This is a genomic window from Pseudomonas sp. NPDC086251 (assembly GCF_044746405.1).
GTDB lineage: Bacteria > Pseudomonadota > Gammaproteobacteria > Pseudomonadales > Pseudomonadaceae > Aquipseudomonas.
The window spans coordinates 673,047-690,130 of sequence record NZ_JBIVBY010000001.1; the positions used below are offsets into that span (position 1 = coordinate 673,047).

The 17,084-nt window shown below is 59.6% G+C and carries 18 protein-coding genes; 5 read left to right on the forward strand and 13 right to left on the reverse strand.

Annotation, left to right across the window (positions count from 1 at the left end):
- Window positions 1-10 precede the first annotated feature (10 nt).
- On the reverse strand, window positions 11-916 hold the full coding sequence (gene ltnD, locus ACIPL2_RS02975; RefSeq protein WP_401352840.1) for an L-threonate dehydrogenase: 906 nt from the start codon (window positions 914-916) through the stop codon (window positions 11-13).
- A 515-nt stretch (window positions 917-1,431) separates the two neighbouring features.
- On the opposite strand from ltnD, the gene ACIPL2_RS02980 reads away from it, so the two are divergent.
- Entirely contained in the window at window positions 1,432-2,091 is a 660-nt protein-coding gene (locus tag ACIPL2_RS02980; RefSeq protein ID WP_401352842.1) for an MliC family protein, read from the forward strand.
- Between the two features lie 11 nt (window positions 2,092-2,102).
- Here the strand turns inward: ACIPL2_RS02980 and ACIPL2_RS02985 are convergent, their stop codons facing one another.
- Together ACIPL2_RS02985 and ACIPL2_RS02990 are read right to left on the reverse strand one after the other, a co-directional pair.
- Complete coding sequence (locus tag ACIPL2_RS02985; protein ID WP_401352844.1) at window positions 2,103-3,158, reverse strand: alpha/beta fold hydrolase; 1,056 nt, start codon at window positions 3,156-3,158, stop codon at window positions 2,103-2,105.
- Between the two features lie 69 nt (window positions 3,159-3,227).
- Window positions 3,228-4,106: a LysR substrate-binding domain-containing protein gene (locus ACIPL2_RS02990; protein WP_401352845.1), complete on the reverse strand. Its 879-nt coding sequence runs from the start codon at window positions 4,104-4,106 to the stop codon at window positions 3,228-3,230.
- Between the two features lie 97 nt (window positions 4,107-4,203).
- Between ACIPL2_RS02990 and ACIPL2_RS02995 the strand changes: the two genes are divergently transcribed.
- The gene (locus ACIPL2_RS02995; RefSeq protein ID WP_401352846.1) at window positions 4,204-4,617 is read left to right on the forward strand and encodes an ester cyclase; all 414 of its coding nucleotides are present in this window, start codon (window positions 4,204-4,206) and stop codon (window positions 4,615-4,617) included.
- A 164-nt stretch (window positions 4,618-4,781) separates the two neighbouring features.
- On the opposite strand, the gene ACIPL2_RS03000 is transcribed toward ACIPL2_RS02995, so the two are convergent.
- Window positions 4,782-5,729, reverse strand: coding sequence for a DMT family transporter (locus tag ACIPL2_RS03000; RefSeq protein ID WP_401352848.1), 948 nt, complete (start codon window positions 5,727-5,729; stop codon window positions 4,782-4,784).
- Window positions 5,730-5,875: 146 nt separating this feature from the next.
- Between ACIPL2_RS03000 and ACIPL2_RS03005 the strand changes: the two genes are divergently transcribed.
- Window positions 5,876-6,721 carry a LysR family transcriptional regulator gene (locus tag ACIPL2_RS03005; protein ID WP_401352849.1) on the forward strand — a complete coding sequence of 282 codons (846 nt, stop codon included), beginning with the start codon at window positions 5,876-5,878 and terminating at the stop codon, window positions 6,719-6,721.
- A 12-nt stretch (window positions 6,722-6,733) separates the two neighbouring features.
- On the opposite strand, the gene ACIPL2_RS03010 is transcribed toward ACIPL2_RS03005, so the two are convergent.
- The 3 genes from ACIPL2_RS03010 to ACIPL2_RS03020 form a co-directional block, all read right to left on the reverse strand.
- Window positions 6,734-7,513, reverse strand: a complete 780-nt coding sequence (locus tag ACIPL2_RS03010) for a creatininase (RefSeq protein WP_401352850.1) — start codon at window positions 7,511-7,513, stop codon at window positions 6,734-6,736.
- Between the two features lie 84 nt (window positions 7,514-7,597).
- Window positions 7,598-8,149: a VOC family protein gene (locus ACIPL2_RS03015; protein WP_401352852.1), complete on the reverse strand. Its 552-nt coding sequence runs from the start codon at window positions 8,147-8,149 to the stop codon at window positions 7,598-7,600.
- A gap of 50 nt (window positions 8,150-8,199) precedes the next feature.
- Window positions 8,200-9,630 (reverse strand): purine-cytosine permease family protein, encoded by a 1,431-nt coding sequence (locus ACIPL2_RS03020; protein ID WP_401352854.1) that lies wholly within the window; start codon window positions 9,628-9,630, stop codon window positions 8,200-8,202.
- 332 nt (window positions 9,631-9,962) lie between these two features.
- Here ACIPL2_RS03020 and ACIPL2_RS03025 point away from each other — a divergent pair, with 332 nt between their 5' ends.
- Window positions 9,963-10,631, forward strand: coding sequence for an FMN-dependent NADH-azoreductase (locus tag ACIPL2_RS03025; protein ID WP_401352855.1), 669 nt, complete (start codon window positions 9,963-9,965; stop codon window positions 10,629-10,631).
- 66 nt (window positions 10,632-10,697) lie between these two features.
- Here the strand turns inward: ACIPL2_RS03025 and ACIPL2_RS03030 are convergent, their stop codons facing one another.
- Both ACIPL2_RS03030 and ACIPL2_RS03035 read right to left on the reverse strand, forming a co-directional pair.
- Window positions 10,698-11,639, reverse strand: a complete 942-nt coding sequence (locus ACIPL2_RS03030) for a LysR substrate-binding domain-containing protein (protein ID WP_401352856.1) — start codon at window positions 11,637-11,639, stop codon at window positions 10,698-10,700.
- A gap of 86 nt (window positions 11,640-11,725) precedes the next feature.
- The gene (locus ACIPL2_RS03035) at window positions 11,726-12,340 is read right to left on the reverse strand and encodes a DUF1989 domain-containing protein (RefSeq protein WP_401352857.1); all 615 of its coding nucleotides are present in this window, start codon (window positions 12,338-12,340) and stop codon (window positions 11,726-11,728) included.
- A gap of 132 nt (window positions 12,341-12,472) precedes the next feature.
- Between ACIPL2_RS03035 and ACIPL2_RS03040 the strand changes: the two genes are divergently transcribed.
- The gene (locus ACIPL2_RS03040) at window positions 12,473-13,342 is read left to right on the forward strand and encodes a LysR family transcriptional regulator (RefSeq protein ID WP_401352859.1); all 870 of its coding nucleotides are present in this window, start codon (window positions 12,473-12,475) and stop codon (window positions 13,340-13,342) included.
- Here the strand turns inward: ACIPL2_RS03040 and ACIPL2_RS03045 are convergent.
- The 4 genes from ACIPL2_RS03045 to ACIPL2_RS03060 form a co-directional block, all read right to left on the reverse strand.
- Window positions 13,326-13,922, reverse strand: a complete 597-nt coding sequence (locus ACIPL2_RS03045; protein WP_401352861.1) for a flavin reductase family protein — start codon at window positions 13,920-13,922, stop codon at window positions 13,326-13,328. The two genes, ACIPL2_RS03040 and ACIPL2_RS03045, sit on opposite strands and share 17 nt — an antisense overlap.
- A gap of 123 nt (window positions 13,923-14,045) precedes the next feature.
- Window positions 14,046-15,188 carry a patatin-like phospholipase family protein gene (locus tag ACIPL2_RS03050; protein ID WP_401353360.1) on the reverse strand — a complete coding sequence of 381 codons (1,143 nt, stop codon included), beginning with the start codon at window positions 15,186-15,188 and terminating at the stop codon, window positions 14,046-14,048.
- A gap of 143 nt (window positions 15,189-15,331) precedes the next feature.
- On the reverse strand, window positions 15,332-15,796 hold the full coding sequence (locus tag ACIPL2_RS03055; RefSeq protein ID WP_401352863.1) for a MaoC family dehydratase: 465 nt from the start codon (window positions 15,794-15,796) through the stop codon (window positions 15,332-15,334).
- Between the two features lie 194 nt (window positions 15,797-15,990).
- A complete protein-coding gene (locus ACIPL2_RS03060) occupies window positions 15,991-17,076 on the reverse strand; it encodes an AI-2E family transporter (RefSeq protein WP_401352864.1) in 1,086 nt (361 codons plus the stop codon).
- Window positions 17,077-17,084: the final 8 nt, after the last annotated feature.

The window sequence follows — 17,084 nt, forward strand, 5'->3', positions numbered from 1 at the left end:
GGGGGATTCCTTAAACGGATTCAGGCTTGGCCGTCGGCAATTCGATGCCCGGGAAAATCTTGATCACCGCCGAGTCGTCTTCACGACCGAAGCCGGCGCTCGACGCCTGCATGAACATCTGGTGCGCGGTGGCGGACAGCGGCAGCGGGAATTTGCTGGCCCGGGCAGTATCCAGCACCAGGCCGAGGTCCTTGACGAAAATATCCACGGCGGACAACGGCGTGTAATCAGCCTTGAGAATGTGCGGCACGCGGTTTTCGAACATCCAGGAATTGCCGGCGCTGTGGGTGATCACCTCATACAGCGCATCAGCATCGACCCCTTCACGCAGGCCCAACGCCATGGCTTCGGCGGACGCGGCAATGTGCACCCCGGCCAGCAGCTGGTTGATGATCTTGACCTTCGAACCGAGGCCATGCACGTCACCCAGGCGATACACCTTGCCGGCCATGCCCGCGAGGATCGACTCAGCCTTGGCATAGGCGTCGGCCGGGCCCGAGGTCATCATGGTCATCTCGCCCGCGGCAGCCTTGGCGGCGCCACCGGAAATCGGTGCATCGAGGTACAGCAGGCCCAGCGCGGCCAGGCGCTGGCCCAGGTCCACGGCGTAGGTCGGGGCCACGGTGGCACAGCCAATCACCAGGCTGCCCGGGCGCAATGCGGCGACGGCACCGCCCTCACCAAACAAGACGGTCTCGGTCTGCTCGGCGTTGACCACCACGGTGATGATCACCTCACATTCAGCGGCCATGTGCGACGGCGAAGGACACGCCACGCCGCCCTCCCCGGCGAACTGTTCGGTGACGGCAGCGCGCACATCACAGGCATGCACGTTAAAACCGCTGCGCAACAACGAGCGGGCAATGCCCAGGCCCATCGCGCCCAGACCGACAACACCGACATTCTTGTTATTCATGGGGTACTCCAGAGGAAAGCCGCGACTAGACGGCGGTCGCGTTGTAAATAGAGGGGCGGCAAGCAGGATCAGCACCCAGCGCAATAGTCCGCTGAGGGGCGCTGTGGTTCAGCACGTGAGTGGCGATCTCATCGAACATCAAGGCAATCCTGTTGTTGACGTGTTTTCAGGTTGTCATACCGGCCGAGGAAGATCATCTACCAATGATCAGATTATGTGAAGTATTTTTTCGACTTAACATTTGTTAACACTATATCGCGAGCTCTGTAGCAGCTGTCGAGCTGGCGAGGCTGCGTTCGGCTGCGCAGCAGTCGTGAAATCAGGCTGTGCGGTGTATCAGGAAAACCGCGCGCTCAGGGTTTGCGACTGCTGCGCAGCCGAACGCAGCCTCGCCAGCTCGACAGCTGCTACAGAACCGGACGCCAGCCGCTAGCAGGCATGCGTTTCTGCGCCCGGCGGTGTGGCAAGTTTTGCGCACTGACTTACACTGCGATACACCCCATGCGGAAGCCGACATGAAATCGGTCACGACCCGTTACGCCTGTCTGCTCGCTGCCAGCGTGTGCGCGGCGATGAGCCTCTGCGCCAATGCGGCGAAGCCTGCCCCCCTCTTCAAGACCAGCTTCGACTGCGCCACCGCCAGTGCTGCCGTCGAAAAGCTGATCTGTCGCGACGCGCAACTGGCGCAGATGGATCGCGAGCTGACGCGTCTTTATCTCCTCGCGCTCACGGATGAACGTTCAGTTCCCAGTCCAGACAAAGTCACGATCGACCAACAGTTCTGGATCGCTGCCCGCAATCAATGCGCCTCCGAGCGCGAGCCCAAGGCGTGCACGATCCGCAGTTATGCCGAGCGCGCGCACCAGCTGCGCCAAGGCTCGGCCATTGTGCGCACGAAGGATCCCGACCGACTCACCGAAGGCCCTTTGGCCTTTAGGTGCACCGGGATTAATACGCCGATTGCCGCGACCTTCTTTACCACGCAGCCGGGTGTGGTGTACCTGAAATGGGCGAACACCTCGATCACCCTGATCCAGGTGCCGAGTGATATGGGAACCCGATACGCTGGCAAGGACAACCAGGGCAATTACAGCTTCTGGCAAGACGGCAACGTGGTCCTTTTTCAGAAACCAGGCTCAGGGCAAATGAGCTGTACCGCCGAGCCGGTCAGCTGATGGTTCAAATGTCACAGGTGATCTGCATCAATCACCGCTTTGGCAAAAGCCCGCGGGTCTTCCTGTGGCAGGTTGTGGCCGATGCCGCCGCTGATCAGTCGGAATTCATATTTGCCGGTGAAGCGCTTGGCGTAATCCTCGGGAGCCGGGTGCGGTGCGCCGTTGGCGTCGCCTTCAAGGGTGATGGTCGGCACGCTGATGGACGGGGCTTTGGCTAATCGCTGCTCTAGCGCTTCGTATTGGGGTTCGCCCGGAATCAGCGCCAACCGCCAGCGGTAGTTGAAGACGGTGATGGCGACGTGGTCGGGGTTGTCCAGGGCGGCGGCACTGCGGTCGAAGGTGGCGTCGTCCAACGCCCATTTCGGCGACGCCGTTTGCCAGATCAATTTGGCGAAGTCATGCCGGTATTTTTCGTAGCCGGCACGGCCGCGTTCGGTGGCGAAGTAATACTGATACCACCACTGCAATTCGGCCTTGGGCGGCAACGGGTTCTTGCCCGCTTCCTGGTTGCCGATCAGGTATCCGCTGACGGCGACCAGCGCCTTCACCCGCTCCGGCCAGAGCGCCGCGACGATGTCCGCCGAGCGCGCGCCCCAATCGTAACCGCCGAGAACAGCCTGCTTGATCTTCAGTGCGTCCATGAAAGCGACCACATCGCTGGCCAGCGCTGAGGGTTGGCCGTTGCGCAGCGTCTTCGCGGAGAGGAAATGCGTGTCGCCGTAGCCCCGCGCATACGGGATCAGCACCCGATAACCCTTCGCTGCCAGCAAGGGCGCCACATCGATGTAGCTGTGAATGTCGTAGGGCCAACCGTGCAGAAGAATGACCACCGGCCCATCGGCAGGACCGACCTCGGCGTAAGCCACATTGAGCAAACCGGCGTCGATATGCTTCAGCGGGCCAAACGAGGTCTGTGTCGCCGCTGCTGGGGTCGCCGCCGAGAAGTTGCCGGTTTGCGCCTCGGCAGCACCGAGGACGCCGAACGGCATCAGTGCGAGCGCGAGCATAGACGAGCCGACCAAGCGGCGTCGGGTGGCGGTTTTGGTGTTCAACAGTGGCATCTTCATCGTTCGGTCTCCCTCGTTGGCGTGATCAATGAGGTTAGTCGGGCATCGACGGACTGTTGGCAAAACCGTTCAAGTCAGGCTGTTGCCCGACATCAAACCCTCGGTGAGTAATGACACTAACGGCTGGACCAGGTGCTGAGTACGGGCTTCGTCGCCAATCACGACCACTTCGGTGGACGGTAAGGTCGGCAGTTTTTCCGACGGTTCGACAATGCGCATACCTTCTTGCAGGAACGATGCACCCAGGGCCGTAATCCCCAACCCTGCGGCGACTGCCGCCTGCACGCCCATCACGTTGCTGGCCAAGCACGCGCACGTCCACTCGCGCCGAACCGACGCCATGCCTTCGATCATGATTGCCCGGTACGCGCAGGGTGGCCGCATCATCACCAGGCGGACGGGCCTTGCCGTGTCGATTTCATAATCCTTCGCGGCGATCCACACCAAAGGCTCGCGCCAGATGATTCGCCCCCGCTGCGCATTGGGGCTGATCTTGCGCTTGGCAATGACCACGTCCAGTAGCCCGGCTTCGTGGTCGGCCAGCAGATCGTTGCTCAAGCCCGTGGTGAGCTCCAACTGGATATCGGGGTACAGCTTGCTGAAGCGCGACAACAGCTTGGGCAACTGAGTCGGCACCAGGTTTTCAGAAATGCCCAGGCGCAGAAGGTTGAGGGTGGCCGGTTGCTTGATCTCGCGGATGAAGGTGTCGAAATGCACCATCAACTTGCGTGCACCCACCAGCAGCCGCTCGCCGTCGGGAGTCAGGTTCAATGCCCGGCTGGTGCGCTCGAAAACCCGTAAACCAAGGATGTCCTCCAGGCGGATGATTTTCTGGCTCACCGCCGATTGCGAGCGCGCAATCACCTCAGCCGCCGCGGTGAAACTGCCGGTCTCTGCGACCGCGATAAACGCCCGCAGCAGGTCGATTTCCAGGTCACTGGCTTGCATGATGAATTCGCCTTTCAACTGGATGCCATTAAATTTATGCGTTTGAGCTCTGGATCGCAAACTCCGATGATCAAGCCATCACTACGAGGATTTCCACATGACAGGCAATAAAGCGGTAGAACTAGTTGAAAGCTTTTGGCGTGAGGTTTGGCAGGCAAAAGACCCGCAGGCCGCCGCACGCTTCGTCGCCGAAGACTTCGTTATTACGTCGGGCGGCGTCGACATTGTCGGCCGGGAGGCCTTCATTGAATGGATTGGCGTGTTCCTGTCGAAAATCGAAGATTTCGAATTCGGCAGTATCGAGACGTTCCAGAATGCCGAAGGCACTCGCGTCGCCTCGCGCTGGAAACTGGCCGGAAAAAACAACGGGTTTATCGGCGGACGCTCGTGCAACAGTCCATTTGAAATGCTCGGTACGGCGGTGTGGGAAGTTCGTCCTGACGGTCGGCTGGCGCACAACTGGGTGGAGCGCAATTCCCTGGAAGTCCATCGGGACATGATCGGTCTTTGATCCAGAGCTCCAGGCGTTTCAACGCACCATGAACCCGACGGTTTTTTTCATCCTCCTCCTGCACCTGATAACCCCGCCTCACAGTGCGCGACCACCTGAAATCGTGATGGATAGCCGATATCGATTGCAGGAGTCCGCACTGAGTTTCAATCCGACCTGAGCGATCAGGCGGCTGTCTCTTTCAAGTCCTTGCGGTCTTTCACCACGGCGGGTCGGGCCGCGCCGAACACCAGCCCCGAGGCGAACACCACACCAAGAATCACGCCCGCCGCGCCCAGCAATTGCCAGATATTGGGCACCACGCCCAGTAGCGAGGACACCAGCATGGTGAACACAGGAGCCAGGTTGAAGAAGATCGAGGTCCGCGCCGCGCCAATCGCGTGGATGCCCTTGAACCACAGCAAGTACGCGATCAACGAACCAAACACGGCCAGGTAGATGACGGCGCCATGAACCGACAGTGAGGCGCTACGGATGCTGGCGATCGGGTCTTCAAAGATGAAGCCCAGTACGATCAGGCCAATCACTCCGAACAACATCGAGAAGCTGGTGGTTTCCAGCGGTGTCGCGTCTTTGACGAAACGCCGGGTGCCAACCATGTTCGCCGCCCAGGCCATGCTGCCGGCCAGAATCATCGCGTCGCCGGTGGCCACTTTCAGTCCGAGCAATACGTGAATATCGCCACGGGTAATCACCAGGCCAACCCCCAGCAAACCAAGGATCAGACCGATGGCTCGGCCGCGATCAATCCGTTCGCCTTCCAGCAGCACCGCAAAGATCATCGTCCACAGCGGCGTGGTCGCCAGGATCAATGCGCCGTTGATCGGCGTAGTGGTTTGCAGACCGAAGAAGGTCGCGAGGTTGAAGGCGGTAAAACCCAGCAGGCCCAGGCCGATAAACGCCGGCAGATTGTTCTTCAGCGTAGCGAGACGCAATTTGCCGGCCAGGCCGAAAATCAACAGCAGCAACAGGGTAGACATTGAAAAGCGCTCAATGGACGCGCTGATCGGTGCCATGCTCTTGATGATGTAGGCACCGGCGTTGAAGTTGGTGCCCCAGAAAAACGTGGCACCGACAATCCCGGCATAGGCGAGAGGCGTTGATTTTGACATGGCTGTTTCCTCGTCAAGTCGTGCGATGAACACTCGGCAAACCGCTGAATGCTTGAAACCTGCTTGTCAGGTCTTGCAGGATTCTTGCAGGCTTGCCGTTGGGGCAAAATTCCCCATTTATTCACCCTTCATGTGAGAAAACGCCCATGTTCGATTGGGAGGATCTGCGCTACTTCATCGTCTTCGCCCACGAACAATCGTTATCGGCGGCGGCACGCAAGCTCAAGGTCGACCATGCCACCGTGGCGCGACGCATCAGCGCGTTGGAGAGCTCGCTGAACCTCAAGTTGGTGGACAGACGCCCGCGCGCCTACCTCCTCACCGAGGACGGAGAACGCATTGCGGCGTTGGGCCGGCGCATGGAAAGCGAGTCCTTCGCCGTGCAACGCACCGCGCTCGCCGGGCAGGACAGCTACGCCGGTGATGTCACCGTCAGTGCCCCGCCAGCGCTGGCCTGCGCGTTGATCGCGCCGCGGATCAATGAATTGCGCGCGCACTATCCGCAGTTGTCCCTGCACCTGATCGGCAGCCTGGGCAGTGCCTCATTGTCGCGACGGGAAGCCGACATTGCCGTGCGCCTCAGTCGCCCCAAGGAACCGGATCTGGTGACACGCAAGGTCGCCACCGTGCCGTTCCACCTGTACGGCTCGGCGGATTATTTGGCCAATACCGCGCCGCAAGATCGGGTGTTCATCGCCTACGACGAAACCATGGAGCAATCCCCGCAGCAGGCGTGGCTGAAGAAACAAGCGGGTGATCGACCGATCCTGCTGCGCAGCAATGATCTGAATATCCAGGCCACCGTCGCGCAAGCAGGCGCCGGTGTCGCTGCGCTGCCCTATTTTCTGGGTGACCGTTACGGCCTGCAAACGATGCCGTCGGTTGGCGCAGACCTGGCGCGGGACGTGTGGCTGGTGGTCCACAGCGACATCCGCCACACCCCGGCCGTGCAGGCGGTGATGAGCTTCCTGGTGTCCTGCTTCGAAAGCTGACTCGGTCGTGGATTACCTCACGGTGTGATCGAGCCTGAACTCGAACCGCACGGCCTGGACGATCCCGCTGATCACATCATTCACCAGCCATTTTCCCTTTTCGGCGCTGGAGCCACGTGCAGAGGACAGCACGCCACTCTCTGGCACCCATTCGGTACGGGTCGGATACATATCGTAGACCGGAAACTCAGCGGGCCCGTGATCCGGAATCTGCTCCAGAGCAACCATCTGCGGGTGATAGTGCAGCATCATCGACGTTTCGATGACTGCAGCGTGTTCCAGGGCAATCCCCGGAAAACCGTCCGGAAAGATCTTGTCGAGCGTTGCTGATTGAACGAACTCCCAGTGCTCCAGACGCATGACCTCCAAACCGGCCTGCGCGCCAATATCACGCATCGCCAACTCGATGCCTTCGGTGACGAACCACTGATTTTCGTAGTGACCGATCACCAGCACCAGGCGCTTCACGCCATGACGATGAAACTCGCGGACGGCGTCCCGGACCATCGCGATCAGGGTCGCCCCATCCACACTGGTTGTGCCGCAAAAGTGCTGCCCTCCTCCACACTTCGGCTGGGATTTGTACCCATAGGACAGCGCTGGCGCGACGACCCCGTCGATTTCCCTGGCCACGTCTTCACTGATTGCACTGGCCAGCAAGGCGTCGGTTCCCAGAGGCAAGTGCGGGCCGTGTTGCTCAGTCGCGCCAATCGGCAGAAAAACCACCGCGCCCGACTTCACGCGACGCTCGTAGTCGACCCAACTGATGTTATCCATGCGAACGGTGTTCATGATGCCGTACTCCAGGCGTTGTGCTGTGTTTTGAAAGCCTCAGCGCCGGGCTTGACCACACGCTGAGGCGTTGCCGCCGTAGCTTTATGCCCGTGGTGGATACCATTGCTCCGGTTCCGGGTAATCCCAATCCGCGGGGAATGCATAGGTTTCAAATACGGTGGTGGTATCCGCCTCGGTGCCGAAAAAGGCGAAATGATTCACGCCCATCCAGGAGCCCGACTGCACGCACTTGAAGCCCCGCCGTTCGAGCTCGGTGATGCGCTCTTCGAACGGGATGTTGTTGCAGTCATAAGCGACGTGCTGGATACCTTCGCCATGCGCGTCGAGGAAGTCCGCGAAAATCGTCGGTCCGGATACCGGTTCCATCAGCTCCCAGACCATGTTTCCCGACTGGGCGAAGCAGACTTTCAGGACAAACTCGGCGGGCTCGCCACGATAGGTCTGGTTTTGGGTGTTTTCCGGGCTGAAGGTGTAGACGCGCCAGGGACCGATACCCAGCTTGAGCAAGCCATCCATGGTTCGCTGGTGATCCCGCGTCACGATCGCAATTTCGACGACGTTACCGAGAAACGCATCGACTTCAGCGCCAGCATTCAACGCCGTCAGTACATTGAATTGTTCAAGATGAGACATTTACACTTACCTCTTTTACCAATGAAAAGTTATCCGGAGTTGATGAACGCTTACTTCACAAGGAGCGACGACTGGATAACTTCCGTTCGCCGTGAACGGTGCAACACGTAATAAACGCCACCCCCCACGACAAATCCCGCCAACCATGACAAATCAATTCCGCCCAATGCCATTGCCATCGGCCCTTGCAACGACTTAATGGTTCCGACTTGAAATAACCACGCCGCCAATACACCGATTGCAAGCGCAAACACACCTCGCCAGTTCACATCACGGCATGCACTTTCAGAGTGATGGCAATAAAGCGATTTCAGATCGACTTGCCCGCGGCGCAGCAAAAAGAAATCCACCAGGGTGATACCGGCCCACGGACTGATCCACACCACGAAAAACACCATCAGGTTTTCGAAGGCATGGACAAACTCACCGGATTGCAGAAACAGATAGAGCATGAACAGTGCGACCACCCCGGACACCGTCGAGACCACCCAGCGCGGAACGCGAATATCCAGCGACAGCGTGGCCAGTGCCGCCGAATAAATAACCACGATGTTGGTGGCGACCGGGCCATGTAGCAGCACCAGCAGGACCGGCAACGCCATCGTGCCAAACACGGCAATGATCAGTTGCGCGGGGTCCGAGCCGCCACCGGCTGACGCGATGGCTGCCCCCAGAAACGCCAACCAAACAGTGGGCAGGAACATGCCAAGAAAGGTCGAGCGGAACACCTGGCCGTCAGACAGTTGGCTTTGGGTGAAACGGGTGTAATCCGAGGCGTAGACCAGCCACGAAATGCCCCAGCCGATGCCTATCGCGGTCATGAGGCTGCTCATGGCCGAGAGTTTGCCGATGCCCTCGGTGGTCGAGGCGTGCCATTGGACGTCCACGTGGGTGAACGCCAGCACGGTCATCACCACCATGATCAGCAGGATCACCGGCATGGTGTAGCGCTCGAAGCACTTGATGGCGTTGAAGCCCCAGGCAGCAATGCCGACCTGGATCACCATCACGATCAACGCGATGCCGTACTTGAGTTCCATGCCACCGCTGATCCCGATCTTTTCCAGGGCGGCCACCGCAAGATCAAGGACGATCCAGGTGTTGGTGGCCACCCAGCCCATGGGCATCAACACTTGCATGATGGTGGGCAGGTAGGCGCCGCGCCGACCGAACGCCAAGCGCGAGAGCACCATCTGCGGCACCCCCGTGCGGTGGCCCATGATGCAGATACCGCCGAACAATGCGGCGCCCAGCAGATTGCCGACCGCAATCACCAGCAGGGTTTCAATCAGGCTCAAGCCCAACTGAATACCGATGGCACCCAGCACCCAGTTGATGGGCGCTACGTTCGCACCGGCCCAAATCCAGAACTGGTCCAACGGACTGGAAGTACGATGGCTATCGGGCACAGGTTCAATGCCCAGCGCATCATAGTTGGCCTCGCTAATTAAGCTATTTTCAGTTTGACGACGGGTAGACATTATTATTTTCCTCGCTGAACGGCGACCACTTGAATCGCCCGGAGCCATTAAAGCGAGGTGCAGGCTTTTATGTAATTGATAATAACTAAACGCGACTTTAGAAAAATTGCGCCCTTGAGAAAACATCAACTGCGCAGGTTGCCAACGCCTGAAAACACTCCCTCTAACATCAAACAGGCCAGTGCTTTAATCCCGCTAACAAATAAAACTCGCTGGTTGAGTTTTATTTGACACGCTTCAAATAAATATCAATAGCTGGATGATCGACAGTCGTGGCCCACTTGTTTCCATCGCCGAGGCAATTCCGCCTCTGGCTTAACAGGAAGTCCTCCATGACCACTCTTCTTCACATCGACGCCAGCGCCCGAACTGATCGATCCCTGAGTCGCAAACTGTCGAAGGCATTTGTCGACACCTGGATCGAGCACGATGACCAGACGCACGTCATTACCCGTGACGTCGGCCACAACCCTCCGCCTTTCGTGACGGAGGACTGGATTGGCGCAGTGTTTACCCCCGAGGCGCACCTGACGCCGGAAAAACGCGAGGAGATCCGGCTCTCGGACACGTTGATCGACGAAATCGATCGAGCCGACGTCATTGTCATGGGCACCCCGATGTACAACTACGGTATGCCCGCCGCCCTCAAGTCGTGGTTCGATAAAGTGATTCGTATCGGCAAGACCTTCACCTTTGATCTGGCCCGTGGCGATTACCCGCTGGAACCGATCATGAGCGGCAAGAAGCTGGTGATTTTGTCTTCCCGTGGCGAGTTTGGATTTGGCCCGGGCGGCGTGCGCGAAAAGATGAACCACCTCGACACGCATATCCAGACCTGCGCGCACTATTTAGGGGTGAATGAAACCCACGTCCTCTCCATCGACTATCAGGAGTTTGGGGACGCTCGCCACGAAGCGTCCATCGCCGATGCGTTCGATGCTGTCCCAGTGCTGGTCAAGCAAATGATTGAAGAACGTCAACGCGAACTGTCGCCCGCCTGATTGCTCGTCACTTTCGCTAACCTCATCGGAGCAACCATGATCTGGCGATCGAGACGGCCCTTGGCATCAGGACGAAAGCGCGAGCCGACCGGCTGACACCTCGTTCAGGGCGTTGTCCCTGAACGCTTTCGCCTCGCTCAACAGCCAGTCGCGAAACAATGACACGCTGCGACGCGAATCGGTCCTTGGGTCTTCGATCAGGTGGTAGGTGAAACCTGGCAACGCCGGTCCCGTCACTCGACGCATACGCCCCGAGCGCAGCTCATCGTCAATCAATACCGTGCTGCACAGCAGCGGCCCCAACCCCCGCTCTACCGCATGCAGGGCCAGTGTTTCTTCGCTGTACCAGGAAATGCGGAAATCCCGGTTGGTATCGTGCTCGACCCGGGCCAGCCACGCGGACCAGGAAGGCGCCTGCAGCGCCTGATTCTTCCATTTGAACGCCAGCAGTGAACGGTGGTGAAAGTCGTTGATCGTGGGAGCGCGGTCGACAGGGCAAATGCTTGGGTCCGCGACAGCGATGTACTGATCGTCGAACAGAACGGGGCCTTGCCTGCCGGCATCGGTCGGGCCGTACCGAATCGCCAGATCGACCGTTTCGGAACGCAGGTCCACGACCTTCTCCGAGGCATGGATGTGCACCCGGATCGCTGGATAAATGTCGTTGAAATTGGCCAGGCGAGGCATCAGCCAGCGCTCGGCAAATGCGCGCGTGGTGGAGACCTGAATGGCATCCCCCTCCTTGGGGGCATCAATCAGGGCAAATGCCTGGGCAATCTGGTCGAAGCCGTCGCGCAAGAGCGGATAAATGGTTTTACCCACCGGGGTCAGCGTCACCGTCCGGCCTCGCTCCAGGAGCTTTTGCCCCAGCCCGTCTTCCAGTTGGCGGACTTGATGGCTGACCGCAGCGACTGTCACGGAGAGTTCGTTGGCTGCCGCGGAAAAACTCTGGTGACGTGCGACCGCCTCAAACGCGCGCACGGAATTCAATGGGGGTATTTTGCGCATGGCTTACTCCGGACACCTGTCTTTGTTGGGCGACGAATTCAATGCCCTGCCGGCAGACAGCGTCCACCGGCAGGCGTTGTCTGGCGTCAGGTGACGCTGTAGTGAACGTCCCGGGGCCGCATTCCATTGACGGCGGTAATGTCCTGCGGGCAGGCAGAAAAAACCACGATCGCATCCATTTCCGCCTGCAGCGCTACGTATTGCCCAGGCTCACTGACCGGCGCCGCAAACTCGATACGCCCGTCCTGATGCACCGGCACATTCATAAACAGGTTCAACGGACTCGGCGTTTCCGGCGCCACCAGGCCGAGGGCATCCAAAGCCAGAAAGAGGTTTTCGTTGCAGCTGTCATGATGCCCGATCACCCCCAGCTGCTCATAGCGCGTCGGGTCGCAAGCAGCGACCAGCGTGTCGTGGATGCCCGGCGAGGTGTCCTCGATGAGCGTCAGGATTTTCCGGCGTTTGTTGGTGACGAGGCTGTCACCTTGCCGTGGGTTGAGCTTCAACCAGAAGGGACGGCTGTGCTCCATCGACATGGCCTCGCTGAGGTCGTCGGGGTTGAACGCCCACGTGTCTACGACCTGCTGTCCATGGGTGTTGATCAGCTTGATGGTCTGCCCCCGTTTCAAGCGGATCGCTACCCCACGCCGGGCAGGCAAGCGGACCAGTTCGCCGGGGTAAATCGTCGTGATTGCAGTCATGTTGTGTGGTTCTCCTCGTGCACGGCTAATGGCCTGAAGGCCGGGTACCTGACGTCAAGGAAAACACAGAGGAAAACCGCAAACCAATAATATAAAGTCGTCGCTGTATAAGTGAAATCTATAGGGTGAGCCATGCGAATCCGGCAACTTGAGTGCTTCAGAACGTTGATGATCCACGGCACCATGACCCGTGCTGCCGAGCTTTTGGGCATCTCTCAACCTGCTATCAGCAGCACCATTGCCAATCTGGAGCATGAAACCGGCCTGACGCTTTTCGTGCGCAAGGGCGGTCGCCTGCAACCCACCCCCGAAGCGCGACTGTTTTTTGTCGAGGCCGAACGCGCGCTGGAGGCGGTCGAGAAAACCCATCGCATCGCCAAGGAGATTCGCACCGGAAAACGCGGCCACCTGGCCATTGCCGCGTACGCCAGTATCTCGATCAACCTGTTGCCACGATTGATGGCCGAGTTCGCGAAGGAGCGTCCGGGGCTGCAACTGAAGATCATCACCCGCAACTCCCAGTCAGTTCGCGAACTGATGTCGACGCAGCAATTTGACCTGGCTATCGCCGAACTGCCCCTCGACTACCCGACCTCGAACATGGAGGTGATTTCGTACGAATGCCAGTGCATGGTGCCGCTCGGCCACCCGCTGGCGGCACTGGACGTGATCACGCCGGCGGACCTGGATGGCGTGCCGTTCGTTTCACTGTTCAAGGGTGATCCGATCTACCAGCAGTCGGCCATGGCCTTTTCCGCGTACGGGGCATCCTGGAACGTGGTGGCCGAGACAGAATTCTTCTCCACCGCCTGCGAACTGGTGTGTGCCGGCATGGGCGTCGGGATCATCGACCCGGTCGTCAGCCTGCCATTCACCGGACATTTGGTGCTCAAGCCATTCTCACCGCCGATCAAATATGAAATTGCACTCCTGCTTCCCACCCAGGAAGAGCCGTCGCAACTGGCGCGAGAATTTGTCCGGTTCCTCAGGCAGCACCTTTGAAGATTTCGGCAATCGTTGCGAACTGGCCGTATCCAAGCCGGGCCAGTGGCCGGACGCTGGAAAGATCGATACGCCCTTCGGTGAGGCAGGCGTCATTGATGTGCAAGCCGACCACCTGCCCGATAATCAGCAGGTTTTCTTCAATCTCCGAGGGGAGTTCGACGACCTTCAGCAGCACGCACTCAATGTGGAGGGGCGACGCTTTAACGCGCGGCGGCATCACCAGCGCTGACGCCTCACATTCGAGTCCCGCCCGATCAAACTCATTGACCTCAGGCCGGGCCGCTTCGCTGGAAGCCCGCACTTCAGCGCGCAGGTCATAGGTGGCCATGTAGACCACGAACTCACCGGTTTCGAGGATGTTTCCAGCCGTATCTTTTGCACCGTGAGCATGGCGGCCGTTGGAGCCAAACATCACCATCGGCGGTTTCTCTGACAGCGCATTGAAGAAACTGTAGGGCGTCAGGTTCGGCACGCCGTCCTTGCTCAGTGTGGAAATCCAGCCGATCGGTCTCGGGACCACACAACTCATCCAGTGCCGGTTGATGTCCGCATCGTCCTGACCTGTCACTAGCAACATGAAGCACCCTCCCGCGTGGATTGATAGCGGGAGTGGAACAGCTTCGTGGGCGAAACAATAATACTGAATCTTGCTGCGGCTATAAGTGAAATCTATACGGGGTGGGCGGGACCTGCGCCGTACTCAGGAGCTCGGCGATTTATGCCACGGGTAGCCTTTCGCGGCGAGTTGAAAGGCGTAATCGAACAAGCGCTTCATGTATTCGCCATCGAATTTCTGATTGCGCGGGAAGTGGAAATCAGCGCCGATGTACGCCAGGTTGAAGTCCGCACCGTCTTGCTGGGCAATTCGGTAGATCCGGTCCAGGTCACTGATCCCCTGAGTCTGGATCAATGTGCTGATGGCTCGACCGCCGATGCTCAAGGTACGGCGCTTGGTGCCGGACCACTGCGGCACCAGTTTGCCATTGCGAATGACATAAAACTGTCGTCCCTGCCGTAGGCGTGCGCCGGTCACGCTGTTGAGCGCCATCACGGTGCCCGGTGGGTAAAGGAACACCTGAGTGAGGACGCCGCCGTCCACGTGCATTTCCTGATACTGTTTGCCGTCAACCTCGACATCGATCATCACGGGTGAGACGGCGCCGGGAATGCTCATCGACGCAACCATGATGTTTCGAAAGAGGTGGAGCGCGCCGGGGGCATCGCTGGAAGCGATGGCGCCCATGTTCCAGGTGACGGGCCGCCCGGCGTCCAGGTCGGTGGTGCCGATCATCAGCATTCGTCCTTTGGCGTATTGCGCGGCGATGGCCGCCAGCACCTCGGCGGTGATGTACTTGGCAATGAGTCGCGCCAGTGGCTTGCTGTCCGCTATACCGTCGCTGGCCAGCCGGGTCAGGACACTTCGCGAATGGAAAACGTCCTTGGGACCGATGGCGCTGCAGATCCCCAGAATCACCGGGTCATAGTCAGGCCCCAGGTAAGCGAACGGCGCGACCAGGGCACCCGCGCTGATGCCGGTGACGACCTTGAACATCGGCCGGCTCCCGTGCAAGGTCCATCCGGCAATGATGCCCGCCGCGAAGGTGCCGGCGTCGCCGCCTCCCGAAATCGCCAGGTAATGACCCAGTGGCAACACGTCATCCCTGATCCCTGTGCCGGTGAGCGCCGCGATCTCTCGATCGTTGGCCAGGCTCGCATCGCGGATGAACGACGTCAGGTCATGGTCCAGCCAGTAGCGCGCATTCGGGATGCCCGGAATGACCGCTTGTTCCGTTAACGCTTGCGGCACAGCATCACGACGTTGCAGGCACCCTTCGCGCAACATGTTCATCGTGGTGGCGCTGGGCCTGGGCAAAAATGGTTTCAAAACGCCTCCTCCGGTCCCTGCAATCGACAGAGAACACGCGCAACGGAACGGTGAAATGGCTTCACCCATCATGCGCGCGCCATACAGCCATGACTACTTTCTCAGTCAGGCGGCGGTCGTCTGAACACCAGCAGTTTGCCGGTGGCACGCTGCACCACGTTGTCGTGCTGATTGCGGGTTTCCATGAGCATGGTCACCACGCCCCGGTCGGGCTTGGTGGCGGACGGTTCGATCGCCTGGACGGTGGTGGTGAGACGTAACGTGTCATCGGGGTAGGTCGGCGTCGGCCAGCTCAATTCAATCCCCAGGCCAATGATCCCGTCAGCCAGCGGCACGCTAGCCACCAGCAGTTTCATGGTCAGGGCCGCCGTGTTCCAGCCACTCGCCGCCAGGCCGCGAAACAGGCTCAGGTCGGCGGCTTCCGGGTCGAGGTGGAACGGTTGCGGGTCGTACTCCTGAGCAAACGCCAACATCTTCCTTCGCTCGACGTGGAGGCTGTCGCTGTCGAACACCTGGCCGAGGCTCAGGTCATCGAGGTAGAGTTTTTCCCAGGAATGCACGGTCATGATTCATTCCTCCGCTTGGCATTACGTGTAGCTGATGTCGCTGAGATCGATCGCCACCAGCAGCGCGTCGCTGTCGGCCTGGCCATCGGGCATGCGTCGATAGGCGCGCCGCTTGCCAGGCATGCGCAGCCCGTCGGCTACTATGTAGCCTTGAACATACTGGGCCGCAGGCAAACCACCGCTCACGTCGACGTTTACAGCCGTTCTTCCGGCGGCCGATCCTGCACCCACTGCCAGAATAATTGATAGCCCACCGCAAGCACCACCGGGCCGATGAACAGCCCGATAATGCCGCCGGTCACCATCCCGCCCAGGGCCCCGATCAACACCACCGGCATCGGCACATCGACCCCGCGCCCGAGCAGCAACGGTTTGAGTACGTTATCCACCAGACCGGCCACAAACACATAGATGGCGAAGACGATGGTCGCGGTGGAGGCGCCCTCGGTGGCGAACACGTAGACGATCACGGGCAGCGTAATCACCGTCACGGGCAACTGCATGATGCCGAGCAGCAACACCGCCAAGGCAAGCAGGCCTGCACCGGGGACGCCTTTGAGGACGAAACCGAGGCCCACCAGCAGCATCTGGATAAACGCGATACCGACCACCCCCAGCGCCACCGCACGGATCGTCGCGGTGCAGAGTTCGGCGATTTTCGGCCCCTTGGCCGGACCACTGACGCGGCTCGCAATCTGTACCGCGCTGCGGCTGCCGCCTTCGCCATAGGCCATGAAAATGCCGGCGATGATCAGGGCGAAGATAAAGGTCAGGAACCCCATGCCGACGCCAGCCAGTTTGCTCAACAAGGTCAGGCTGACCCCTTTGATCTGCGGGATGTACTTCTCGGTCAAACCCGGAAGATCGGTTGAGGCCTGCAGCCACGCCGCCGACAGCGGTTTCCCCACCACCGGCCAGCCGGCGACGGAATCGGCCGGCGGAGGAATGTGCACCCCGCCCTCCCTGACCACATTCATGGCTTTTTCGACCGAGTCGGCAATCGAGGTGCCCAACAGGTAAATCGGCACCATCAGGATAACGATGGCGATCAAGATGATCAGCGTCGCGACGTGCCCCTCTTTGAGGCTGCGCCCGGCCATCAGACGCTTTTGCAACGGATAAAGGGTGATCGCCAGGATCACCGACCACAGCATCAGGTCGCGGAATGGGCTGAAAATCTGAAAGCAGAACAACACCAGGATGACGATGAGTCCGGCGCGAATCAGGACATCGAGCAGGTTGCGACTGAACGTCTTTTCGGTGACGGGCGTGGGCACCATGACTGCCT